This is a genomic window from Streptomyces sp. NPDC092296 (assembly GCF_044755465.1).
Classification (GTDB): domain Bacteria; phylum Actinomycetota; class Actinomycetes; order Streptomycetales; family Streptomycetaceae; genus Peterkaempfera.
Genome location: NZ_JBIVRB010000003.1, coordinates 326,754 through 351,012 on the forward strand (window position 1 = coordinate 326,754; position 24,259 = coordinate 351,012).

The 24,259-nt window shown below is 71.5% G+C and carries 17 protein-coding genes and 1 tRNA gene; 10 read left to right on the forward strand and 8 right to left on the reverse strand.

The features are described 5' to 3' along the window. Nucleotides 1-79: 79 nt before the first annotated feature. The 7 genes from ACIQGZ_RS11890 (at nucleotide 80) to ACIQGZ_RS11920 (ending at nucleotide 11,512) form a co-directional block, all read left to right on the forward strand. Complete coding sequence (locus ACIQGZ_RS11890; protein ID WP_402601121.1) at nucleotides 80-979, forward strand: thioredoxin domain-containing protein; 900 nt, start codon at nucleotides 80-82, stop codon at nucleotides 977-979. A gap of 136 nt (nucleotides 980-1,115) precedes the next feature. Next, nucleotides 1,116-1,655, forward strand: coding sequence for a MauE/DoxX family redox-associated membrane protein (locus ACIQGZ_RS11895; protein WP_402601123.1), 540 nt, complete (start codon nucleotides 1,116-1,118; stop codon nucleotides 1,653-1,655). A gap of 210 nt (nucleotides 1,656-1,865) precedes the next feature. After that, the gene (locus tag ACIQGZ_RS11900; RefSeq protein WP_402601124.1) at nucleotides 1,866-2,807 is read left to right on the forward strand and encodes a DsbA family protein; all 942 of its coding nucleotides are present in this window, start codon (nucleotides 1,866-1,868) and stop codon (nucleotides 2,805-2,807) included. 101 nt (nucleotides 2,808-2,908) lie between these two features. After that, on the forward strand, nucleotides 2,909-4,015 hold the full coding sequence (lgt, locus tag ACIQGZ_RS11905; RefSeq protein ID WP_402601126.1) for a prolipoprotein diacylglyceryl transferase: 1,107 nt from the start codon (nucleotides 2,909-2,911) through the stop codon (nucleotides 4,013-4,015). Between the two features lie 237 nt (nucleotides 4,016-4,252). After that, on the forward strand, nucleotides 4,253-4,954 hold the full coding sequence (locus ACIQGZ_RS11910) for a VIT1/CCC1 transporter family protein (RefSeq protein WP_402601460.1): 702 nt from the start codon (nucleotides 4,253-4,255) through the stop codon (nucleotides 4,952-4,954). Nucleotides 4,955-5,397: 443 nt separating this feature from the next. Further along, nucleotides 5,398-9,990: a glutamate synthase large subunit gene (gene gltB / locus ACIQGZ_RS11915; protein WP_402601128.1), complete on the forward strand. Its 4,593-nt coding sequence runs from the start codon at nucleotides 5,398-5,400 to the stop codon at nucleotides 9,988-9,990. Then, complete coding sequence (locus tag ACIQGZ_RS11920) at nucleotides 9,983-11,512, forward strand: glutamate synthase subunit beta (RefSeq protein WP_402601130.1); 1,530 nt, start codon at nucleotides 9,983-9,985, stop codon at nucleotides 11,510-11,512. The genes gltB and ACIQGZ_RS11920 overlap by 8 nt, the downstream gene beginning before the upstream one ends. 221 nt (nucleotides 11,513-11,733) lie before the next feature. Here ACIQGZ_RS11920 and ACIQGZ_RS11925 read toward each other — a convergent pair whose 3' ends face one another. After that, entirely contained in the window at nucleotides 11,734-13,572 is a 1,839-nt protein-coding gene (locus ACIQGZ_RS11925) for a bifunctional metallophosphatase/5'-nucleotidase (protein WP_402601131.1), read from the reverse strand. Nucleotides 13,573-13,819: 247 nt separating this feature from the next. Here ACIQGZ_RS11925 and ACIQGZ_RS11930 point away from each other — a divergent pair, with 247 nt between their 5' ends. Beyond that, nucleotides 13,820-14,923, forward strand: coding sequence for an N-acetylmuramoyl-L-alanine amidase (locus ACIQGZ_RS11930; protein ID WP_402601132.1), 1,104 nt, complete (start codon nucleotides 13,820-13,822; stop codon nucleotides 14,921-14,923). 98 nt (nucleotides 14,924-15,021) lie between these two features. Next, nucleotides 15,022-16,464: a pyruvate kinase gene (gene pyk / locus ACIQGZ_RS11935; protein ID WP_402601134.1), complete on the forward strand. Its 1,443-nt coding sequence runs from the start codon at nucleotides 15,022-15,024 to the stop codon at nucleotides 16,462-16,464. Between the two features lie 47 nt (nucleotides 16,465-16,511). Here the strand turns inward: pyk and ACIQGZ_RS11940 are convergent, their stop codons facing one another. Together ACIQGZ_RS11940 and ACIQGZ_RS11945 are read right to left on the reverse strand one after the other, a co-directional pair. Then, the gene (locus ACIQGZ_RS11940) at nucleotides 16,512-17,285 is read right to left on the reverse strand and encodes a helix-turn-helix domain-containing protein (protein WP_402601136.1); all 774 of its coding nucleotides are present in this window, start codon (nucleotides 17,283-17,285) and stop codon (nucleotides 16,512-16,514) included. A 68-nt stretch (nucleotides 17,286-17,353) separates the two neighbouring features. Further along, a tRNA-Leu gene (locus ACIQGZ_RS11945) sits at nucleotides 17,354-17,427 on the reverse strand. 99 nt (nucleotides 17,428-17,526) lie between these two features. On the opposite strand from ACIQGZ_RS11945, the gene ACIQGZ_RS11950 reads away from it, so the two are divergent. Beyond that, nucleotides 17,527-18,180: an ANTAR domain-containing response regulator gene (locus ACIQGZ_RS11950; protein WP_402601138.1), complete on the forward strand. Its 654-nt coding sequence runs from the start codon at nucleotides 17,527-17,529 to the stop codon at nucleotides 18,178-18,180. Between the two features lie 80 nt (nucleotides 18,181-18,260). On the opposite strand, the gene ACIQGZ_RS11955 is transcribed toward ACIQGZ_RS11950, so the two are convergent. The 5 genes from ACIQGZ_RS11955 to ACIQGZ_RS11975 form a co-directional block, all read right to left on the reverse strand. Then, nucleotides 18,261-18,977, reverse strand: a complete 717-nt coding sequence (locus ACIQGZ_RS11955; RefSeq protein WP_402601139.1) for an ABC transporter ATP-binding protein — start codon at nucleotides 18,975-18,977, stop codon at nucleotides 18,261-18,263. After that, nucleotides 18,974-19,885: an ABC transporter ATP-binding protein gene (locus tag ACIQGZ_RS11960; RefSeq protein WP_402601462.1), complete on the reverse strand. Its 912-nt coding sequence runs from the start codon at nucleotides 19,883-19,885 to the stop codon at nucleotides 18,974-18,976. Before ACIQGZ_RS11960 ends, ACIQGZ_RS11955 begins: the two co-directional genes overlap by 4 nt. Nucleotides 19,886-19,893: 8 nt before the next feature. Continuing rightward, nucleotides 19,894-21,630, reverse strand: coding sequence for a branched-chain amino acid ABC transporter permease (locus tag ACIQGZ_RS11965; RefSeq protein ID WP_402601140.1), 1,737 nt, complete (start codon nucleotides 21,628-21,630; stop codon nucleotides 19,894-19,896). A 5-nt stretch (nucleotides 21,631-21,635) separates the two neighbouring features. Continuing rightward, nucleotides 21,636-22,565, reverse strand: a complete 930-nt coding sequence (locus ACIQGZ_RS11970; RefSeq protein ID WP_402601142.1) for a branched-chain amino acid ABC transporter permease — start codon at nucleotides 22,563-22,565, stop codon at nucleotides 21,636-21,638. A 91-nt stretch (nucleotides 22,566-22,656) separates the two neighbouring features. After that, a complete protein-coding gene (locus ACIQGZ_RS11975) occupies nucleotides 22,657-23,889 on the reverse strand; it encodes a branched-chain amino acid ABC transporter substrate-binding protein (RefSeq protein WP_402601143.1) in 1,233 nt (410 codons plus the stop codon). Nucleotides 23,890-24,259 lie beyond the last annotated feature (370 nt).

Here is a 24,259-nt window from a genome sequence, read left to right on the forward strand (position 1 = left end):
ACCGCAGGTTCGGCGGTGCCCGCCCTTCCCCGGGCGCCGCCGTCACCGGTTGGGACCAGAGTCGGCGAGAGGATCGCACGTGCCCCGCTATCAGCACGCCAGAGTCCTGCGGACCGCCGTCGCGGTGGCCGCCCTCGTCGCCGCCGTCGGCGGCGAGGCGGTGGTCGGCCGGGCGCTGGCGCACCGCGGCGCGGAGCAGACCGGCCGGCCGGCCCTGGCCCGCGCGGCGCTGGTCCGGGACGGCGAGTCCCTGGAGCGCGCCGGTCGCGGCGGAGCCGGCGGCCTGGTCCGCGCGGTGCTGGTCGGCCGGCCGATCAGCGGCTCGGCCGCCCCCGCGCTGCCCGGGGCGCGCCCGGAACTGCCCAAGATCCCCGGCGCCGCCCTGCTGCGCACCCTCCCCGCCCGGCTGGACCGGGACGGCGTGGCGATCGACGTCGGCCGCACCCGGGCCCCGGTCACCGTGACGCTGTACGAGGACTACCGCTGCCCGGACTGCCGCCGCTTCGAGGCGGCCCAGGGCGAGACCCTCGCCCGGCTGGCGGCGGACGGCACCGTGCGGCTCCGCTATGTGATCGAGTGCTCGTTGGACGAGCGGCTGCCCGGCGACGGCGCCCACCGGGCCGCCAACGCCGCCCGCGCCGCCCTGGCGGTCGGCGGCTTCCCGCTCTACAACGCGCTGCTCTACCGCAACCAGCCGCCCGAGCGGCAGGACGGCTTCACCGTCGACCGGCTGCTGCGGATCGCCTCCGACGTGCCCGGTCTGCGCGGCAGGACGTTCGACGAGGCCGTGCGCTCCGAGCAGTACGCGGACTGGGTGGACGACGCCCAGGACGCGTACGACCGCTACGCCGACGGGTTCAAGGCCGGCACCCCCGGCCTGGTGGTGAACGGCAAAGCGGTCGACCTGGTGGCCCACCCGGAGCTGGCCGAAAAGCCGGCCGCGCTGCGCACCTTCCTGCTGAAGGCGGCCCGCGGCTGACCCGGCGCGCCGGGGGGAGAAACCGGCCCCTGGGAACCCCGCCCCGCCCGTGCGGGGTTCCCAGGACATGCATCTTCGCGCAGCCGACCACACCGTGTCCCGTACCCGGGCGCGGCTCTCCGAGGGGGAACCACCGATGACCACATCGCAGGACGCCATGACCGCCCGTTCCGCAGACCGCCCCGCCGAGGACCGCCCCGGCCTGCGGCGACTGCTGGACGGGCCGGCGGCGGCCTGGGCCGGCCTCGCCGTCCGACTCGGCCTGGCCGCCGTCTGGGCCTGGGCCGGGCTGGCCAAGATCTCCGATCCGGCGGAGGCCGCGCAGGCGGTCCGCGCCTACCGGCTGCTGCCGGAGTCGCTGGTCAAGCCGGTCGGCTACGGCCTGCCGTTCCTGGAGCTGGCGCTCGGCCTGCTGCTGCTGGTCGGGCTGGGCACCCGGATCGCGGCCTTCCTCTCCGGCGTGCTGCTGCTGGTCTTCATCGCGGGCATCTCCTCGGTCTGGGCGCGCGGTCTGACGATCGACTGCGGCTGCTTCGGCGGTGGCGGGCAGGTCGCCGCCTCGCAGACCAAGTACCTCCAGGAGATCCTGCGCGACTCCGGGTTCCTGCTGCTGGCCGCCTGGCTGGTGTGGAAGCCGCGCAGCCGGGTCTCGGCCGACGGCTGGCTGGCCGCCTGAGCCACCGCCGCCCAGCCCGGAGCCCCCAGTCCGGAGCCCCCAGCCCGGAGTCCCAGCCCGCCGCCACCAGCCCGCCGCCGCCAGGCCCAGCGCCCGCAGACACCCGGAGTCCCGATCCCGATGGCAGTACCGATAGCACCACCCTGACGTCCGCCGCACCGGCCGCCGCGCCGGTCCCGTTCCTCCCTGTGAGCAAGGCAGCACATGCAGATGAGTGAGAAGAACCGAGAGAGCAAGCGCACCGCCCGCGAGCGGATGATCGCCGAGCGGCAGGCCCAGGAGGCACGGGCCAGGCGGAACAAGAAGCTGGCGGTGCTCGGCTCGGTGATCGCCGTGATCGCCGTCGCGGTGGGGGTCGGGGTGGCGGTGCAGAGCAGGCGCAGCGCGCCGGCGACCCCCGCCGCCGCCCCCACCGGGGCGATCGGCCCCGACAAGCTGATCATCCCGGACGGAGCCGCCGACGCCCCCTCCACCCTCACGGTGTACGAGGACCCGCGTTGCCCGGCCTGCCAGCTGTTCGAGAAGACGTTCCGCCCGACCATCGACAAGCTGCTGGACCAGGGCAAGATCTACGGCAACTACCACATCGTGTCCTTCATCGACCGGCACGACAACGGCACCGGCTCCAAGAACGGTGCCAATGCGCTGGCCTGCGCCCAGGACGCGGGCAAGTTCCGGGCGTACCACAACGTCCTCTACGCCAACCAGCCGCCGGAGACCGAGGACCCGTGGAGCGATCGGAGCAAGCTGATCACCCTGGCGGGGAAGGTGCCGGGGCTGGTCACTCCGACGTTCGAGAAGTGCGTCAACAGCGACAAGTACGGCGGCTGGGTGTCCGCGGTGGAGCAGGACTTCGACAAGTCGGGCCACACCTCGACGCCGACCGTACTGCTCAACGGGGTTTCGATCTTCCCGAAGAAGGGTGACCAGGAGATCAGCCCGGCCAATCTGGTCGCCTGGGTGGACGCGGCGAACAAGGGCAAGCGGCTGGGCGGCACCGCCGCCGCGAGCCCGTCGGTGGCCGCCACATCCTCCGCCGGGGCCGCGCACCCCGTACCGTCGGAGTCCGAGGCCCGTCCGGCCGCCGCAAAGCCGGGCGGAGCCGCCTTGCCGTCCCCGACGCACTCGCCGGGGACGGTCCTCCCGCACTGAACCGGGACGTTTCCGCCGCCGTGCCCCGCACGGGCGCGGCGGCGATCGTTCCCCAACCGGTACGGACGCGCCGCGCGCGGCACGGTAGCGTCTTCCTTGCCATGGACCTTGCATTCATCCCGAGCCCGTCGCGGGGCGTGATCCACATCGGACCGCTCCCGCTGCGCGCGTACGCGTTCTGCATCATCATCGGCGTGGTCGTCGCCGTCTGGCTCGGCAGCAGGCGCTGGGTCGCCCGCGGCGGGGCCGCCCACACGGTGGGTGACGTGGCGGTCTGGGCGGTGCCCTTCGGCCTGGTCGGCGGCCGGCTCTACCACGTGATCACCGACCACCAGCTCTACTTCGGCGCGGGCCGGCACCCGCTGGACGCGCTGAAGATCTGGAACGGCGGGCTGGGCATCTGGGGCGCCATCGCGCTGGGCGCCGTCGGCGCCTGGGTGGGCTGCCGCCGGGCGGGTGTGCCGCTGCCCGCCTGGGCGGACGCGCTGGCGCCGGGCATCGCGCTGGCGCAGGCGTGCGGGCGCTGGGGCAACTGGTTCAACCAGGAGCTGTTCGGCAGGCCGACCACGCTGCCCTGGGGTCTGAAGATCGACTACGACCACCGGCCGGACGCGACCAAGGAGCTGGCCACCTACCACCCGACGTTCCTGTACGAATCGCTCTGGTGCATCGGGGTCGCGGTGCTGGTGCTCTGGGCCGACCGCCGGTTCCGGCTGGGCCACGGCCGGGCCTTCGCGCTCTATGTCGCGGCCTACACCGTGGGCCGGTTCTGGACCGAGTACCTGCGAATCGACGAGGCCCACCGCATCGGGGGCCTGCGGCTCAACGACTGGACCGCGATCGTCGTCTTCCTCGCCGCCGTGGTCTACTTCGTGGTCTCCGCCAAGCGGTTCCCCGGCCGGGAGACCGACGTCGACCCGGCCGCCCGCCCGGCGGCCCCGGAGGGCGGGGCGGACGCGACCGACCCGGCGGACTCCGGGCCCACAGACTCCGGGCCCACAGACTCCGGGCCCACAGACTCCGGGCCCGCAGCCGGCAAGCTCACGGACGGCGAGCCCGCAGCCGGCCAGCCCGGTGCCGGCCAGCCCGGTGCCGAGGAGCCGTTGGACGACCCCGCGAAGTCCGGCGCCGCGCTGGCCGAGGCCGTCGGCGACGGTGGGCCGCAGCCCGAGGAGACCCCGGTCCGCGAGGCCGGAAAGCGCAGCTGAACCCCCTTCCGCCGCCACGACGGCCGCCCCCGCCACCCGGCGCGGGCGGCCGTCGCGCGTGGTGCGGACCGCTCTCACCAGCGGGTTCGGTCAGGCTTTCCTTGCTGGAAAGAAATCCCGGACGCCGCTACGTTCGACTTCTGTGGGCCCCATCGGGGGGGACCTGCTTTACAGGAGGCATGCGGCGTGGCAGCGACCATCACGGCATCGGACGCCCCCGTACCGGCCGCCGGGCCGATCTCGGCCGAGGCGCATCTGCACAGCCACCGCGATGTGAACGGCGGCTGGCTGCGGCCCGCCGTGTTCGGTGCGATGGACGGCCTGGTCTCCAATGTGGCGCTGATGACCGGCGTGGTGGGCGGGGACGCCGGGCGGACCACGGTGATCCTGGCCGGGCTGGCGGGCCTGGCGGCCGGCGCGTTCTCGATGGCGGCCGGTGAGTACACCTCGGTGGCCTCCCAGCGGGAGCTGGTCGAGGCGGAGCTGGAGGTGGAGCGCCGGGAGCTGCGCCACAACCCGCAGGACGAGCTGGCGGAGCTGGCCCAGCTGTATGTGGCGCGCGGGGTGGAGCCGGAGCTGGCCGCCGAGGTGGCCCGGCAGCTGTCGGTCGACCCGGAGCAGGCACTGGAGATACACGCCCGCGAGGAGCTGGGCGTCGACCCGACGGACCTGCCGTCGCCGCTGCTGGCGGCGGTCTCCTCCTTCGGTGCCTTCGCGGTGGGCGCGCTGCTGCCGGTGCTGCCGTATCTGCTGGGTGCGGCCACGCTGCTGCCCGCGCTGCTGGTGGCGATGGTCGGGCTGTTCCTCTGCGGCGCGGTGGTCTCCCGGGTGACCGCCCGCAGCTGGTGGTACAGCGGGCTGCGGCAGCTGCTGCTGGGCAGCGCGGCGGCGGGTCTCACCTTCCTGCTGGGTCGGCTGATCGGCAGCGGCATCGGCTGACCGGGTGTCGTACGGTGTGTCGTATGGCCAGCGGTACCACTGCATAGATATACATACCAAGGTTTGACCTTCCGGGCTGCCGCCGGTGGCCCGGTGTCGTTTACCATCGGCTGGGGGTAGGTGGCCACCCAGAGGGCCGGCGGAGCGCAATGCGGCGCGACCTGCTTCTCGTGCAATGTTTCGTCGTGCAATGTTTCGGCCCGGTTTCGGCGGGCGGTGCGCTGGGCAGACTTTTCTGGACGCATAGGTGAACTGCCACCTGTCCCCCGGAAGCGCTTACCTGCTGGTAACCAGCTCTGACCTGGGACTGCGTCCGCATTGTGGACGCCAGAATCCACTTCCCGGGACGCCCGGCATCATGTAACCTGCACGCACTCCGCAGAGGGCCAACGTCGTCTCTCTAGCGCAATTGAATTTGCCAAAAGACGACGACGGGAGAGCCGATGCTGTCTGCGTCCATGCGCTCCGGGCCTTACGCGGCCGTCAAGGACGCGCGCCCCGCCTCTCAGGGCCTGTACGACCCGCGCAACGAGCATGACGCCTGTGGCGTCGGCTTCGTGGCGACGCTGACCGGCACTGCGGACCACCGCATCGTCGAGCAGGCGTTGACCGTGCTGCGCAACCTCGAACACCGCGGGGCCACCGGTTCCGAGCCCGACTCCGGCGACGGAGCGGGCATCCTCACCCAGATCCCGGACGCCTTCCTGCGCGCCCACACCGACTTCGAGCTGCCGGCCGCCGGTGACTACGCGGTCGGCATCGCCTTCCTGCCCGACGAGGACGCCGCCGCCGACGCGGCGGCCGCCCGGATCGAGGCCATCGCCACCGAGGAACGGCTCGCCGTCCTCGGCTGGCGCGACGTCCCGGTCACCCCGGAGCTGCTCGGCGCCACCGCCCGCTCGGTGATGCCCCGCTTCCGCCAGCTCTTCGTGGCCGACCCGGACCGCGCCCGCAGCGGCATCGAGCTGGACCGGGTCGCCTTCGTGGTCCGCAAGCGCGCCGAGCGCGAGGCCGGGGTCTACTTCCCGTCGCTCTCCGCCCGGACGATCGTCTACAAGGGCATGCTCACCACCGGGCAGCTGGAGCCGTTCTTCCCGGACCTCTCCGACCGCACCTTCGCCTCCGCGCTCGGCCTGGTCCACTCCCGGTTCTCCACCAACACCTTCCCGAGCTGGCCGCTGGCCCACCCGTACCGGTTCGTCGCCCACAACGGCGAGATCAACACCGTCAAGGGCAACCGCAACTGGATGCGGGCCCGCGAGTCCCAGCTCGCCACCGAGCTGATCCCCGGCGGCGACACCCCCGGCGGCCTGGACCGGATCTTCCCCATCTGCACCCCGGACCACTCCGACTCCGCGTCCTTCGACGAGGTGCTGGAGCTGCTCCACCTCGGCGGCCGCTCGCTGCCGCACTCGGTGCTGATGATGATCCCGGAGGCGTGGGAGAACCACGCCACCATGGACGCCGCCCGCCGCGCCTTCTACCAGTACCACTCCAACCTGATGGAGCCCTGGGACGGCCCGGCCTGCGTCACCTTCACCGACGGCACCCAGATCGGCGCCGTACTGGACCGCAACGGCCTGCGCCCCGCCCGCTACTGGGTCACCGAGGACGGCCTGGTCGTGCTCTCCTCCGAGGTCGGCGTGCTGGACATCGACCAGGAGACCGTGGTCCGCAAGGGCCGCCTCCAGCCCGGCCGGATGTTCCTGATCGACACCGCCGAGCACCGGATCGTCGAGGACGACGAGATCAAGTCCAAGCTGGCCGCCGAGCACCCGTACGCCGAATGGCTGGCAGCCGGGCAGATCCAGCTCGGCAAGCTCCCCGAGCGCGAGCACATCCTGCACACCCACGCCTCGGTCACCCGCCGCCAGCAGACCTTCGGCTACACCGAGGAGGAGCTGCGGGTCCTGCTCGCGCCGATGGCCCGCACCGGCGCCGAGCCGATCGGCTCGATGGGCACCGACAGCCCCATCGCCGCGCTCTCCGACCGGCCCCGGCTGCTGTTCGACTACTTCACCCAGCTGTTCGCACAGGTCACCAACCCGCCGCTGGACGCCATCCGGGAGGAGCTGGTCACCTCCCTCGGCTCCAACCTCGGCCCGGAGGGCAACCTGCTCAAGGCCGAACCGGCCTCCTGCCGCACGATCAACATGCCGTTCCCGGTGATCGACAACGACGAGCTGGCCAAGCTCGTCCACATCAACGCCGACGGCGACCAGCCCGGCCTCAAGGCCGTCACCCTCTCCGGCCTCTACCGGGTCTCCGGCGGCGGCGAGGCCCTGGCCGCCCGGCTGGCCGAGATCGCGGACGAGACCGACGCGGCCATCGCCGACGGCGCCCGGATCGTGGTGCTCTCCGACCGCCACTCGGACGCCGAGCACGCCCCGATCCCGTCGCTGCTGCTCACCTCCGCGATCCACCACCACCTCATCCGCACCAAGCAGCGCACCCAGGTGACGCTGCTGGTCGAGGCCGGCGATGTGCGCGAGGTCCACCATGTCGCACTGCTGATCGGCTACGGCGCCGCCGCGGTCAACCCCTACCTGGCCATGGAGTCGGTCGAGGACCAGGTGCGCTCCGGCGTCTTCATCAAGGGCAGCGAGCCCGAGAAGGCCATCCGCAACCTGATCAAGGCCCTCGGCAAGGGCGTGCTCAAGGTGATGTCCAAGATGGGCATCTCCACCGTCGCCTCCTACCGGGGCGCCCAGGTCTTCGAGGCCATCGGCCTCTCCCAGGAGCTGGTGGACACCTACTTCGCCGGCACCACCACCAAGCTCGGCGGCATCGGCCTGGCCGAGATCGCCCAGGAGACCGCCGCCCGCCACGCCAAGGCGTACCCGGTCTCCGGCGTCCCCTCCGCGCACCGCGCGCTGGAGATCGGCGGCGAGTACCAGTGGCGCCGCGAGGGCGAGCCGCACCTCTTCGACCCGGAGACGGTCTTCCGGCTCCAGCACTCCACCCGCGCCCGCCGCTACGACATCTTCAAGCAGTACACCGCCCGGGTGAACGAGCAGTCCGAGCGGCTGATGACGCTGCGCGGCCTCTTCAAGCTCAGGGACGGCGAGCGGCCCGCCGTCCCGATCGACGAGGTCGAGCCGGTCTCCGAGATCGTCAAGCGGTTCTCCACCGGCGCCATGTCCTACGGCTCCATCTCCATGGAGGCGCACCAGACCCTCGCCATCGCGATGAACCGCCTCGGCGGCAAGTCCAACACCGGCGAGGGCGGCGAGGACCCCGAGCGGCTGTACGACCCCGAGCGCCGCTCCGCGATCAAGCAGGTTGCCTCCGGCCGCTTCGGCGTCACCTCCGAGTACCTGGTCAACGCGGACGACATCCAGATCAAGATGGCCCAGGGCGCCAAGCCCGGCGAGGGCGGCCAGCTGCCCGGCCACAAGGTCTACCCGTGGGTCGCCAAGACCCGGCACTCCACCCCGGGCGTCGGCCTGATCTCCCCGCCGCCGCACCACGACATCTACTCCATCGAGGACCTCGCCCAGCTCATCCACGACCTGAAGAACGCCAACCCGGCCGCGCGCATCCATGTGAAGCTCGTCTCCGAGGTCGGCGTCGGCACGGTCGCGGCGGGCGTCTCCAAGGCCCACGCGGACGTGGTGCTGGTCTCCGGCCACGACGGCGGCACCGGCGCCTCCCCGCTGACCAGCCTCAAGCACGCGGGCGGCCCCTGGGAGCTGGGCCTGGCCGAGACCCAGCAGACGCTGCTGCTCAACGGCCTGCGCGACCGGATCGTGGTGCAGACCGACGGCCAGCTGAAGACCGGCCGCGACGTGGTCATCGCCGCGCTGCTCGGCGCCGAGGAGTTCGGCTTCGCCACCGCCCCGCTGGTCGTCTCCGGCTGCGTGATGATGCGCGTCTGCCACCTGGACACCTGCCCGGTCGGCGTGGCCACCCAGAACCCGGTGCTGCGCGAGCGCTTCACCGGCAAGCCCGAGTTCGTGATCAACTTCTTCGAGTTCATCGCGGAGGAGGTCCGCGAGCTCCTCGCCGAGCTGGGCTTCCGCACCCTGGAGGAGGCCGTCGGCCGCGCCGAGCTGATCGACGCCGACGACGCCGTCCGCCACTGGAAGACCGCCGGGCTCGACATCGCCCCGCTGCTGCACGTCCCCGCCCTCCCCGAGGGCGCCGCGCTGCACCGCACCATCGACCAGGACCACGGCCTGGACAAGGCGCTGGACAACCAGCTGATCACCCTCTGCTCCGAAGCCCTGGAGCACGGTGAGGCGGTCCGCGTCCAGCTGCCGATCCGCAATGTCAACCGCACGGTCGGCACCATGCTCGGCCATGAGGTGACCAAGCGCTACCGCAGCGAGGGCCTGCCCGAGGGCACCATCGACGTGACCTTCACCGGCTCGGCCGGCCAGTCCTTCGGCGCCTTCGTACCGCGCGGTGTGACGCTGCGCCTGGAGGGCGACGCCAACGACTACGTCGGCAAGGGCCTCTCCGGCGGCGTGCTGGTGGTCCGGCCCTCCCGGGAGGCCGCCGCGATCGGCGCCGACGCGCAGAGCCACGTGATCGCCGGCAACACCATCGGCTACGGCGCGACCGCCGGCCGCATCCACCTGCGCGGCAAGGCCGGCGAGCGTTTCGCCGTCCGCAACTCCGGTGCCACCCTGGTGGTGGAGGGCGTCGGTGACCACGGCTGCGAGTACATGACCGGTGGCCGGGTCGTCGTCCTCGGTGAGACCGGGCGCAACTTCGCGGCCGGCATGTCCGGCGGCATCGCGTACGTCCTGGACCTGCGGCCGTCCCACGTCAACGGCGGGATGGTCGGCATCGAGGGCCCCGGCGAGGACGACCGCTCCTGGCTGCGGGAGACCGTCCAGCAGCACTACGAGGAGACCGGCTCCACCGTCGCCGCCGAGCTGCTGGCCGACTGGGGCGCCGGGGTCTCCCGGTTCTCCAAGATCATGCCCACCGACTACAAGGCAGTGCTCGCCGCCAAGGAAGCCGCCGAGCGCGACGGGCTCTCCGAGTCCGAGACCACCTCGAAGATGATGGAGGCGGCCAATGGCTGACCCGAAGGGCTTCCTCACCACCCCGAAGCAGAACGCCGAGCGCAGGCCGGTCGACGTGCGCCTCCGGGACTGGAACGAGGTGTACGTCGAGCGCAGCCTGCTCCCGATCATCAGCAAGCAGGCCGGCCGCTGCATGGACTGCGGCATCCCGTTCTGCCACAACGGCTGCCCACTGGGGAACCTCATCCCCGAGTGGAACGACCTGGCCTGGCGCGACGAGTGGACCGGAGCCAGCGAGCGGCTGCACGCCACCAACAACTTCCCGGAGTTCACCGGGCGGCTCTGCCCGGCCCCGTGCGAGTCGGCGTGCGTCCTCGGCATCAACCAGGACCCGGTGACCATCAAGAACGTCGAGGTCACCATCATCGACAAGGCGTGGGAGAACGGCGACGTCACGCCGCAGATCCCGGAGCGCCTCTCCGGCAAGACGGTCGCCGTCGTCGGCTCCGGGCCGGCCGGCCTGGCCGCCGCCCAGCAGCTCACCCGGGCCGGCCACACCGTGGTCGTGTACGAGCGCGCCGACCGCATCGGCGGGCTGCTGCGCTACGGCATCCCCGAGTTCAAGATGGAGAAGCGGCACGTCAACCGGCGCGTGGAGCAGATGCGCGCCGAGGGCACCCGCTTCCGCACCGGCGTGCACGTCGGTGAGGACATCACCGGGCAGCAGCTGCGCGAGCGGTTCGACGCGGTGGTGGTCGCGGCCGGCGCCACCACCGCCCGCGACCTGCCCGTCCCCGGCCGGGACCTGCGGGGCATCCACCAGGCGATGGAGTACCTGCCGCTCTCCAACAAGGTGCAGGAGGGCGACTTCGTGGAGTCGCCCATCTCCGCCGCGGGCAAGCACGTGGTGGTCATCGGCGGTGGCGACACCGGCGCCGACTGCGTCGGCACCGCCCACCGGCAGGGCGCGGCCTCCGTCACCCAGCTGGAGATCATGCCCCGGCCGAGCGACGAGCGCCCGGAGCACCAGCCCTGGCCGACCATGCCGATGACCTACAAGGTCACCTCGGCCCATGAAGAGACCACGTATCTGGCCCGAGTCAGAGGCCAGGGCGAGTCCGGACAGGGACCCTCCTCGCCGAAGGCGGGCGAGGAGGGACGCGTCTATGCGGTCAACACCACCCACTTCACCGGCGACGAGGACGGCCGGGTCCAGAAGCTGCACCTGGTGGAGGTCGAGTTCAAGGACGGCCGCTTCCAGCCGGTCGAGGGCACCGAGCGGACCATCCCGGCCCAGCTGGTCACCCTCGCCATGGGCTTCACCGGCACCGACGTCAAGAACGGCCTGGTGGAGCAGCTCGGCGTCGAGCTGGACGCCCGGGGCAACATCGCCCGGGACGGCCGCTTCGCGACCAACTCCGAGGGCGTCTTCGTCTGCGGCGACGCCGGCCGGGGCCAGTCGCTGATCGTCTGGGCGATCGCCGAGGGCCGCTCCGCCGCCGCCGCGGTGGACGCCTACCTGGCCGGGTCGACCGCGCTGCCGGCTCCGATCCGCCCGACCGACCGGCCGCTCACGGTCTGACAGCCGGTCATGTCCTGATGGGCAGTCAGTTCCCGATGCCCTGACCGGACCCTGGACCACCCCGGCGCGCCGCCGTTCGCGGCGCCGCGCCGGGGCCCGCACGCCGTGGCGCCTGCCCCACCCCGACCGCACCGGAGCAGGCGCCGCGGCGCTGTGCTGCCTGCTCCGGTACGGTCCGGTACGGGCGGGGTCCGGGTGGGGTCCGGCCTATCGGACGGGGCTCAGAAGACCGGCACGCCCTCGCGCACCAGCCGCCAGTCCACCGAGGCGAAGTCGGCCGGGTCGATCTCGCCCTTGGCCTTCACCCAGGAGATCATCGTGTTGCGGATCTCGTCGGAGTTGGTCCACAGCACCGGTGCCGCCGCGATGTGCGGGAAGTTGCCGCCGCCGCTCGCCCGGTAGTTGTTGACCGCCAGCACGAACTCGGCCGCCGGGTCGATCGGCGCCCCGTTGTAGGACAGGCCCACGATCCGCTGGCCGGCCGGCTTGGAGATGTCGACGTCGTAGGTGAGGCCGTAGACGGAGTCGAAGTTGTAGTCCGGCGTGCCGTCCGCGTTGGTCAGCGTCGCCCGGTCGATGGGCGCGCCCACCGGGACCTGGCTGAAGTACCGCATCGAGAACTCCAGGTAGTCCTTGAGCTGGGCACCCGTCAGCTTCCGGGCCTCCAGGGTGTTCTCGAAGACGTACAGCCCGGCCGCGTCCCGCAGCTTCACATCGCCCGCCGGGATGGCCGCCGTCCGGTTGAACGGCGCGGCCTGCGCCAGCACCGGCAGGCTGGCGTACGCGGTACCGGCCAGCGCGTCCCGTACGGTGTCCGCCTGCACCCGGCCGATCAGGTCGATGATCGGGGTGTCCCTGAACGGCGCCTCCTCGATGGACAGCGCTTCCTTACAGGTGCCGATCACCTGGTTGACGTACGCGACGACCTTCTTGTGCTCGGCCGCCAGCAGCTTGACGACCGCCTTGTCCTCCTTCGCCGTGTTGGAGTTGAGCAGCGAGGAGCGCACCGAGGTGACCTGCCAGCAGCCACGGACGTACTCGGCCTCGAAGTCGAAGCGGGTCAGCCGCTCGCCCCACAGCAGCGGCTCGGAGAGCACGACCTGCTTGCCGGTCTTCTTGTTGACCACGATCCGCTGCGCGATCTCCACATGCGCGTGGCCGATCAGCATCGCGTCGATGCCCGGCACCTGCTCGGCCACCGCGACGCCCGCGTTCTCCGCCCACGGGATCTGGTCGCCGTACGAGGACGGCTGGTCCGCGCCGGTGTGGGCGGAGACGATCACCACATCGGCGCCGGCCGCCCGCAGCTTGGGCACCCACACCTTGGCCTGCTCCACGATCCCGGCGAAGGTCATCTTGCCCTGGACGTTGGCCTTGTCCCAGATCGCGATGCCCGGGTTGGTCAGGCCCAGGATGCCGACCCGGATGTCCCGGCCGTTGCGCGCGCGGATCTTGCGGATGACGTACGGCGGGAACGCCGGGCGCTCGGTGCGCGCGTCCAGCGCGTTGGCGCCCAGCAGCGGGAAGTCGCACTGCTTCTCGAAGGCGCGCAGCAGCGGGATGCCGTAGTTGAACTCGTGGTTGCCCAGCGCCGCCGCGTCATAGCCGATGTGGTTCATCGCCAGCGCCATCGGGTGCACCGGGGCGTGCCGGCCGCCCTGGTCGATCGGCTCGATCCGGGCGTAGTAGTAGCTGAGCTGGGTGCCCTGGATGGTGTCGCCCGCGTCGATCAGCAGGGTGCGGTGGCGGCCCTTCTCCTGGCGGATGCCCTGGACCAGGGTGGAGATCTTGGCCAGGCCGACGTTGTTGCCCGCCTTGTCCTGGTACTCGGCGTCGGTGAAGTAGTCCCAGTTGAGGGCGTTGCCGTGCAGGTCGGTGGTGCCCATCACGGTGAAGGACTCGGTGACGGCTGGCTTGCCGTGCTTCGGCGGGCGCACCGGGGCGGGCTTGCCATGGGCGGCGGCCGGCTGCGCGGCGGCCGCCGAGACACCGCCGACCAGTGCGGCGCCGGCCGCCGTCACCGCGGCGCGGGACACGAAATCACGACGGTTGAGAGGCATACGTTCTCCAGAACAGGCAGGACAGGGTTCACCGCCCGGCCCGTACCCGGGCAGGGCGACGAAGCCCCGCAGCCGCGCTGAAGACGGCGACCACCGGGGCGACGCGCGTAGAAGTCTGCACTGCGACCCACCCCGGGCGATAGTCCCCGCAGGTTTCGATAAGCCGACCAACCGGCAACAACATCGCACAGCACCCCCGCAGGACGGCCCCTATACCACAGCCCCACGCCAGGAACGGACCGCACCCGTGACCGCACCGCCCCGCCACGACACCGTCCCCGCCCACCCCGCCAACCACGACCGGGCCGACCGCCCCCGCGACCTGCCCATCACCACCCTGGTCCTGCACTGCACCGAGGAGGACTGGGCCACCACCCTCGCCATCTTCACCGACCCCGCCCGCCAGGTCTCCGCCCACTGGGTGGTCCGCTCCCACGACGGCCACCTCACCCGGATGGCCGCCGACCGCGACATCGCCTGGCACGCGGGCAACTGGTACCTCAACCAGACCTCACTCGGCATCGAACAGGAAGGCAGCGCCGCCGACGGCCACGGCTACACCGACGCCCTCTACCGCGGCACCGCCGCCCTGGTCCGCCACCTCGCCGCCCGCCACCGCATCCCCCTGGACCGCACCCACCTGCTCGGCCACGACAACGTCCCCCCGCCGCTCCCCGAGCGGACCCCCGCCATGCACACCGACCCCGGCCCCTACTACGACTGGGCCCGGCTGCTGCGCCTGCTCGGCCACCCGCTCGGCCCCACCGCGCCGCCCGGCGCCCCGCTGCTCGCCGTCCACCCCGGCTGGCAGCGCAACCCGCAGCCCCTCGCCGCCTGCGACCGGCACCCCGGCGCACCCGCCCGCCCCGCCAACTTCGTCCCGCTGCGCAGCCACCCCGACCCCGACGCACCCCTGCTCGGCCCCGGCTGCCTGCACGACACCACCGGCCGCGCCGCCGCCGGCCAGCGCTTCGCCACCGCCGGGCGGGCCGGGGAGTGGACCGCCATCTGGTACGACGGCCGCCGCGCCTGGTTCCACGACCCCGCCGACGCCCCCACCGCCGTACCCGTCCGAGGCGCCGCCGTACAGCCGCGCCACGCCCCCGTCCCGGTGCACGGCCGCGCCTATCCCGACCCGGCCGACTACCCGGCCGGCACCGCCCCGCCCGCCGCCGTCCCCATCGGCCGGCTGCACCCCGGCCAGCGCTACGCCTGCGGCGGCCCGGTCCCCAGCGTGCACCGCATCGACGCCGCCACCACCGTCACCGGCGCCGAACCGCACCTGGTCGTGCAGTTCGGCCACCGGATCGGCTATGTCCGCGCCGCCGACGTCGAGCTGCTGCCCGGTTGAGCGAAGCTTGTGGAGTTCTTCGACTGTTCTCCTGCACGACATATGACGGACTGCCAGTACTTCGGTGTTACGCGCCGGTAATCCCTACGCTCGGACGTATGCGCCGAGCAAAAATCGTCTGTACCCTCGGGCCAGCCGCCGACTCCTACGACCAGATCAAATCCCTGGTCGAGGCCGGCATGGATGTGGCCCGCCTCAATCTCAGCCACGGCTCCTACGCGGAGCACGAGGAGCGTTACCGCCGGGTCCGCAAGGCATCCGACGAGACCGGGCACAGCGTCGGCATCCTCGCCGACCTCCAGGGCCCCAAGATCCGGCTCGACACCTTCGCGGAGGGCCCGGTCCTCCTCGAACGCGGCGACGAGTTCACCATCACCACCGAGCCCGGCGTCCCGGGCGACCGCACCATCTGCGGCACCACCTACCGGGGCCTGGCCGGCGATGTCTCGCGCGGCGAGCGCATCCTGGTGGACGACGGCCGGGTCACCCTGGAGGTGACCGATGTGGAGGGCCCCCGGGTCCACTGCATCGTCATCGAGGGCGGCATGGTCTCCGACCACAAGGGGCTCAACCTCCCCGGTGTCGCCGTCAGCGTCCCCGCACTCTCCGACAAGGACGTCGCAGACCTGCGCTGGGCACTGAACATCGGGGCCGACCTGATCGCCCTCTCCTTCGTCCGCTCCGCCCGCGACGCCGACGACGTCCGGCGGATCATGGCCGAGGAGGGCCGCCGGGTCCCCGTCATCGCCAAGATCGAGAAGCCGCAGGCCGTCGAGAACCTCGAAGAGATCATCGAGGCGTTCGACGGCTTCATGGTGGCCCGGGGCGACCTGGGCGTGGAGATGCCGCTGGAGCAGGTGCCGCTGGTCCAGAAGCGGATCATCAAGCTGGCCAAGCGCAACGCCAAGCCGGTCATCGTCGCCACCCAGATGCTGGAGTCGATGATCAACGCCTCCCGGCCCACCCGGGCCGAGGCCAGCGACGTCGCCAACGCCGTGCTGGACGGTACGGACGCGGTGATGCTCTCCGGCGAGACCAGCGTCGGCAAGTACCCGGTCGAGACCGTCAAGACCATGGCCCGCATCGTCACCGCCGTCGAGGAGGACATCCTCGCCAAGGGCCTGCCGGACCTCACCGCCGGCAACCGCCCCCGCACCCAGGGCGGGGCGGTCGCCCGCGCCGCCGCCGAGATCGGTGACTTCCTGGGCGCCAAGTTCCTGGTGGCCTTCACCCAGAGCGGCGACACCGCCAAGCGGCTCAGCCGCTACCGCTCGCCCATCCCGGTGCTCGCCTTCACCTATGAGCCCGCCGTCCGCAGCGAGCTCTCGCTCAGCTGGGGCGTGGAGACCTTCCTCGGCCCGCTCGCGGCCAACACCGACGAGATGGTCGAGCAGGTGGACGCCCAACTGCTCAAGATCGGCCGCTGCCGCAAGGGCGACATCGTCGTCATCACCGCCGGCTCCCCACCCGGCCTGGCCGGCTCCACCAACCTCGTCCGCGTCCACCACGTCGGCGAGGACGACGCCCCGCACATGCCCTGACCCACCGCACCACCCGACCCGCAGGGCGTCCCCGGGCACCCTGCGGGTCAGTGCTTGGCCCCGACGTACCGGTCCATCAGCGCCACCGACGCCCGGCGGGCCACGGACACGTTCACCGCACCGCCGCCGCGCCGTGCCGCCGTCCAGGCCACGCCGACCGCGTCGAGCGTCCCGGTGTACAGGCCGACGATGTCCTCGGACGTGTTGGTGAAGAAGTAGCGGGGGTACTCATAGCGCCTGGGCACGCCCGCGACGGACCTGGTGGTCCAGTTGGTGATCCGGCAGCCGTCCGAGTGGACCAGCCCGCGGATGAACGGCCAGGGCTCCGCCCCGACGATGTCCTGCTGCCACTGCGTCAGGGCGATGCGGCGCTCATGCTTCTTCCCCGGGCCGTGCTGGGGGAAGAGGCACGGCCAGTGCTTGCTGAAGCTCACCACCTGGGTGCAGCCCGCCGCCCGTACCCGGGACACCGAGTTGCCGGGCAGCACCGCCCGGACCGTCCCGGCGCAGAGATCGATCAGCCCCGGCCAGCAGTTGCCGCAGGAGATCCGCAGCGCATGGACGCCCCGGGCGGCTGGGCTGATGCAGCCGTCGCCCAGGTAGAGCCCCAGCAGGTACGCGTAATCGCCGCGACCGATCGACCGGTCGAGAACCCCGGCATTCACCGGGCACTCGGCGCGCATTCCGGAAAGCGGCGATATGCGGACCGTCCACTGCCGGATCGCCGAGCGGGAGATCCCGGTACGGCGGCCGATCTCGCTGAGGGAGTGGCCGCGCCGGTAAAGCTCCACAGCTCGGCGCCGGGTCGCCATGTCGTACACGGAGGCGCACCCCCACCGGGCCGATGAATATCACAGAGCGGCTGGCGACCTTGGAAAACAAGGCGAAGTGCCCCGGGTGGGATTCGAACCCACACTGAATACCTTTTGAGGGTATCGTCTCTGCCGATTGGACTACCGGAGCGCAGCGGATTCAAAGGTGAGACCCGCCCCCACTGCCCACCAAACATACCGTGTCTGGGTACCCTCGTGCATGCAGCACCCAGCCTGAACGAGGAGCACCGTGAGCGCCGCCGAAGAGCCGCACGAGCCCGTGTCGCCCCAGATCACCCGGATCGTCATCGCCGAGGACGAGGCGTTGATCCGGCTGGACCTCAAGGAGATGCTGGAGGAGGAGGGCTACACCGTCGTCGGGGAGGCCGGGGACGGGGCGGAGGCCGTGCGGCTGGCCGAGGAGCTGCGGCCCGACCTGGTGATCCTGGATGTGAAGATGCCGGTGCTGGACGGTCTGTCCGCCGCCGAGCAGATCCACGAGGCCCACATCGCGCCGACGCTGATGCTGACCGCGTTCTCGCAGCGCGAGCTGGTGGACCGGGCGCGGGACGCCGGGGCCATGGCGTACGTGGTGAAGCCGTTCAGCAAGAGCGATCTGGTGCCCGCCATCGAGATGGCCGTCTCCCGGTACACCGAGATCCGGGCGCTGGAGGAGGAGATCGGTGACCTCACCCAGCGGCTGGAGACCCGCAAGCTGGTGGACCGGGCCAAGAGCGTGCTCCAGTCGAAGTTCGGGCTGACCGAGCCGGCCGCGTTCCGCTGGATCCAGAAGACCTCGATGGACCGCCGGATGACCATGCGGGCGGTGGCCGAGGCCGTGATCGAGGAGGGCGTGGCCCAGGACCGGCGGAAGGCCGAGGAGCAGTCGTCCGCCGAGGGCTGAGCGCGGCGAACCCGAGGGGCCCGGCCATCCCGTGAACGGGTGACCGGGCCCCTCGCCTCGGGTCGCTCCTCGCCCCCGGGTCAGTCCTCGCCCAGGTACGCCTTGCGGACCGACTCGTCGTGCAGCAGGTCCTCGCCGGTGCCGGAGAGCACGATCCGGCCGGTCTCCATGACATGGCCGTGGTCGGCCAGCGACAGGGCGGCCTGGGCGTTCTGCTCGACCAGCAGGATGGTGGTGCCGCCGGACCGCAGCTCGGTGATGGTCGCCATGATCTTCTGCATCATGATCGGGGACAGGCCCATCGAGGGCTCGTCCAGCATCAGCAGCTTGGGCCGCGACATCAGGGCCCTGCCCATGGCGAGCATCTGCTGCTCGCCGCCGGAGAGGGTGCCGGCTGCCTGCTTGCGGCGCTCGCCCAGGATGGGGAAGAGGGCGTAAGCGTGGTCCACGTCCCGCTGGACACCGGCGGCGTCGCGGCGCAGGAACGCGCCGAGCAGCAGGTTCTCCTCGATGGTCATCCGGGGGAAGATGTGGCGGCCCTCGGGGGAGTGCGCCAGCCCGAGTGACACGATCCGGTGCGCGGGCATGTCGTGCAGCGACCGCCCGTCGAACCGCACCCGGCCGCCGACCGGTCTGAGCAGCCCGGAGAGGGTGCGCAGGGTGGTGGTCTTGCCGGCGCCGTTGGTGCCGATCAGGGTGACCACCTCCCCGGCCTCGACGGTGAAGCTGATCCCCTTGACGGCCTCGATCTTGCCGTAGGCGACGCGGAGGTCCTCGACCTCGAGCAGGGCGGTCACTGGTCGTCCTCCCCAGGGGTCACGGTGGGCTCGGGGGTCACAGCAGCGGCTTCGGCTGCCGCCACCTGCCGGGCCTCCTCGTCGCCCGGTGCGCCCTCGAAGGGCGTACCGAGGTACGCGGCGATCACCCGTTCGTCGCCCTGCACGGTCGCGGAGTCGCCCTCGATCAGCTTGCGGCCCTGGACCAGGACGGCGGTGCGGTCGCAGAGGTTGAAGATGAACCGCATGTCGTGCTCGATCACCAGCACGGCGATGCCCTGGGCCCGGATGGCGAGGATCAGCTCCTCGGTGGCCCGGGTCTCCTGCGGGTTCATCCCGGCGGTGGGTTCGTCGAGCAGCAGCAGCCCGGGGTCGCTGGCCAGCGCGCGGGCGACCTCCAGCTTGCGCTGCTCGCCGTACGGGAGGTTGCGGGCGAGATGGTCGGCCTTGGCGTCCAGGCCGACGAAGGCGAGCAGCTCCATGGCGCGCTCGCGGCCGGCCGCTTCGGCGCGGTGGAAGCCGGGGCCGCGCAGCAGGGCGGAGAGCAGGCCCTCCTTGGTGCGGGTGTGCCGGCCGACGAGGACGTTCTCCAGCACGGTCATATTGGCGAAGAGCCGGATGTTCTGGAAGGTCCGCGCGACTCCGGCCCTGGTGACCAGGTGGGGTTTGGGCGGCAGGACCCGGCCCCGGTAGCCGACGGTGCCCTCGGTGGGGACGTACAGGCCGGTGAGGCAGTTGAAGAAGGTGGTCTTGCCGGCGCCGTTGGGGCCGATCAGGCCGATGATCTCACCGGCGTTGACGGTGAGGTCGACGTTGTCGACGGCGGTGAGGCCGCCGAACCGCATGGTGACGCCGGTGGCCCGCAGCAGCGGCTCGCCGGGGGCGGGTGCCGGGTCGGCGGCGGGGCCGGGGATGGTCTCGGTGGTCATCTGGTGGTTCACGCCCCTGCCTTGGTGAGGCCGACGGTGGACCCGCGCGGGTCGGGGTTCAGGGCGCCGGAGCCGGTGGCCGGGTCAGCGTCGTGGAATTCGAGCTGCTGGCGGCGGCCGGCGATCAGGCCCTCGGGGCGCAGCCGCATCAGCAGGATCAGGGCGAGGCCGAACAGCAGCAGCTGGTAGTCGGCCAGGAACGCCAGCTTCTTGGGGATCAGGTAGAGCAGCGAGGCGCCGACCAGCGGTCCGCTGATGGTGCCCATGCCGCCGAGGATGACGGCGGCGATCAGGAAGGCGGAGTTCGGCGGTACGGAGCCGGCGAACTGGTACTGCTCGGGGGTGACGGTGTACGTGACATGGGCCTGTACGGTGCCGGCCAGGCCGGCCAGCGAGGCGCCGAGGGCGAAGGCGAGCAGCTTGAGCCGGAAGGCGTTGATGCCCATGGCGCCGGCCGCCGTCTCGTCCTCGCGGATGGCGACCCAGGCGCGGCCGATCCGGGAGTTGCCGCTGCGGGCGAAGACGGTGACGACGATCCCGGTGAAGAGCAGCATCAGCAGGTAGTAGTTGGAGAACCGGCCGAGGGTGATGCCGCCGACGTCGTGGCTCTGGCCGAAGTCGAAGCCGAAGATGACCAGGTCGGGGATGTTGGGGATGCCGTTGGACCCGTTGGTGATGTGGGGGCCGTTGGTGCCGTCCAGGTTGTTCATGGTGATGCGGAAGATCTCGCCGAAGCCCAGGGTGACGATGGCGAGGTAGTCGCCGCGCAGCCGCAGGGTGGGGGCGCCGATCAGTACGCCGAAGATCATGGAGGCGGCGGCGCCGGTGAGGGCGGCGGCCCAGAACGGGAAGTGGACGCCCCAGGGGGAGGAGACGGACCCGGAGACCAGCGCGGCGGTGTAGGCGCCGACGCCGAGGAAGGCGACATAGCCCAGGTCGAGCAGTCCGGCGAGGCCGACCACGACGTTGAGGCCGAGCGCGACGGTGGCGAAGATCAGGATGTTGGCGGCGACGGAGGTGTACTCGTCGCTGGTCTGGGTGAACGGGAAGGCGGCCGCGGCGGCGAAGGCGGCGGCGGTGGCGACCGGCCGGTATCGGGCGGTGAGGTCGGAGACCCGGCGGATCAGCCCGGACCGGAGCAGCGCGGCGGCGGCGAAGCCGACGGTGATCAGGAAGCCGACGAACAGCTCGCCGTACGCGGTGTCGATGCCGTAGGTGAAGACCAGCAGGCCGATGCCGAAGGCGGCGATGATCAGCAGGATCTCGGCCCAGGAGGCCAGTGGCGCGGCCGGTGCGGCCCGCCGCCGGTCGTCCGGCAGCGCGAAGGCTCCGGCGAGGGGGAGCAGCACGGCGACGGCCGCGACCCAGGCGCCGGGGTCGAGGTTGGCCAGGCCGCCGAGTTCCCAGGCGATGGCGATGACGGTGTACCAGGTGGTGGCGGCGGCGCCGAGGGCGAGCAGCCGCAGGGCGGCGGTGGTGCCGGTGGGGGCGAGCCAGCGCAGGCCGCGCGGCTGGTAGGAGGCCGCCGCGTACAGCAGGGTGAGCAGCCCGACGGCCAGGGTGAGGACCTGGAGGCCGCCGGGGTAGCCGCTGACGGTGAGGTCGCCGGGGAAGTCGTCGGTCCACGTCCAGGACAGGAAGGTGGCGGCGGCGGTGGCCAGGCCGCCGGCGGCGGTGAGGGCGCGGGCCGCGCCGGGGGGCAGTGCGCCGCCGAGCGGGGCGCGCCGGGTGGTGTCGGTGCTCATCGGCCTCACGCCCTGTCCGCGACGCGCTCGCCCAGCAGGCCCTGTGGTCTGAGGAGCAGCACGACGATGAGGAGTACGAATGCCCAGACGTCCTTCCAGGCGCCGCTGCCGAGCTGGTGGAGCCCGGGGATGTCCTGGACGTAGGCGGTGGCGAGTGCTTCGGCGAGGCCGAGGACGATGCCGCCGAGCATGGCTCCGTAGATGTTGCCGATGCCGCCGAGGACGGCGGCGGTGAACGCCTTGAGGCCGGCGATGAAGCCCATCCGGAAGTCGACCTGCCCGGTGCGCAGCCCGTAGGAGACGGCGGCGATGGCGGCGAAGGCGGCGCCGATGGCGAAGGCCAGCACGATGATGCGGTCGGTGTTGACGCCCATCAGCTTGGCGGTGTCCGGGTCCTGGGCGGTGGCCTGCATGCCGCGTCCGGTGCGGGTCCGGCCGACGAAGAGGCCGAGGGCGACCATGCACAGCGGGGCGGCGACGAAGAGGAACACGTCGGCGCGCTGGATGGTCATGGAGCCGAGGTGGAAGGGGCCGCCGGGGATCTGCGGGAAGCTGATGGCCTTCTTGGCGTTGGGGTAGAACTTCCAGACGACCTGCTGGAGTGCGATGGAGAGCCCGATCGCGGTGATCAGCGGTGCCAGCCGGGGGGCGCCGCGCAGCGGCCGGTAGGCGAACCGCTCGGCGGCGGTGGCGACCAGCACGGAGACGATGATGCCGCCGATGATCATCAGCGGCAGGGCGAACCAGAGGCTGGTACTGCCGGGCAGTGCGAAGTGGACGGTGAGCGCGCCGAAGCCGCCGACCATGAATATCTCGCCGTGGGCGAAGTTGATGAGCTGGACGATGCCGTAGACCATCGTGTAGCCGACGGCGATCAGGCCGTACATGGCGCCGAGGGCCAGGCCGTTGGCCAGCTGTTGCGGCAGTTCGTGCACCGCAGGGCCTCCGTTGAAGGGTGTCGGATGTGACGCCGCGCGGGGGCGCCGTGGCGCCCCCGCGCGGTGGTGGTTCGACTGCGGGGAGACCTCAGCCGGTGAAGGTGCCGCTCTTGACGGGGACCCAGTCGCCGCCCTTGACCTGGTAGACGGTCAGCTGCTTGTTGGTGGTGTCGCCGTACTCGTCGAAGGAGACCGTGCCGGTGACGCCCTCGAAGGAGACCTTGGACATGGCCTCGACGACCTTGGCGCGGGCGTCGTCGGGGAGCTTGCCGCCGTTGTCCGCGACGACGGCCTTGACGGCCTCGATGACGGCCCAGGCGGAGTCGTAGGAGTAGCCGCCGTACGCCTCGTAGGCGTCCTTGTAGCCGGCGGACTTGTAGTTGGCGATGAACTCCTTGGCCGAGGGCAGCTGCTCGACCGGGTAGCCGACCGAGGTGGCCAGGTCGCCGGCGGCGTTCTTGTTGAGCTTGATGAACTCGGCGCTGTACATGCCGTCGCCGCCCATCAGCGGGATGTCGGCGCCGGCCTGCTTGAGCTGCTGGGAGAGCGGACCGGCCGCCGGGTACTCACCGCCGTAGTAGACGGCCTGGGCGCCGGAGTTCTTGATCTTGGTGACCACGGCGGAGAAGTCGCGGTCGTCCGGGTTGACGTGGTCCACGCCGACCACGGTGCCGTGCAGCTTGGTGAACTCGCCCTTGAAGGTGGCGGCCAGACCCGCGCCGTAGGTCTTCTTGTCGTCGACCACGAAGACCTTGGTCTTCTTCGCCTCGTTGTAGAGGTACTGGGCGGCGAACGGGCCCTGGATGGCGTCGGTGGTGGCGGTGCGGAAGTACGAGGCGAACTGGCGGGACTTGTCGCCGGTCGCCCAGTTGGGGCCCTGGGTCAGGTCGGGGCTGGTGTTGGCCGGGGAGACCTCCACCAGCTTGGCCTGGTCGAAGATCTTCTGCATCGACTGCGCCACGCTGGAGTTGAGCGGGCCGACCACGCCGAGGACGGTCTTGTCGCCGACCAGGGCGGTGGCGTTCTGCTGGCCGGAGGCGGGCTGCGCCTGGTCGTCCGTGGGCTTGATCTTGAAGGTGATGCCCGGGACGTACTTCCTGGCGTTGGCCTGGTTGACCGCCAGGTCCGCGGAGTTCTTGATGCCGAGCCCGAGGGCGGACAGGTCGCCGGAGAGCGGGGCGTCGACACCGATGTAGACGGTCGTATCGCCCGAAGCCTTGCCGCCTGCCGACTTGCTCTCCCCACGGGAGCCGCAGGCGCTGAGGGCCAGGGCGCCGGCGGTGACGGCGGCACTCAGCACCAGCAGGGAACGTTGACGCACGTTCTGTCCTTTCCTCATCCGTCAGGCCCCTCGCGGCGAGGCGCCGAGTCACGACGCCGGTCCGGAGCGACCTGGGCGTGGTGACTGGCGGTGACTCTAGATGCCAGTGGTATGAACCGGCGGCGTTGGATGCATCTGTGATTCTCTTGTTATGAACACATCGATCATTTGTCTCGCATGCTGGTGTTCGGGCGGCTGATAGGGCACCATGTTCCGACAGGCGAGATGATCTGAGGGGCAAACTCGCAGGTGGCGGCCGGTGTGTCCAAATCGTGGACGCAGCTGTGCCGTCCGCTCAGCTGCCCTGGTGCTCCGATGAGCGGACGGTCCAGCTGGCGTCCAGCGGGCGATCGGCCGGGCGTATACGGAC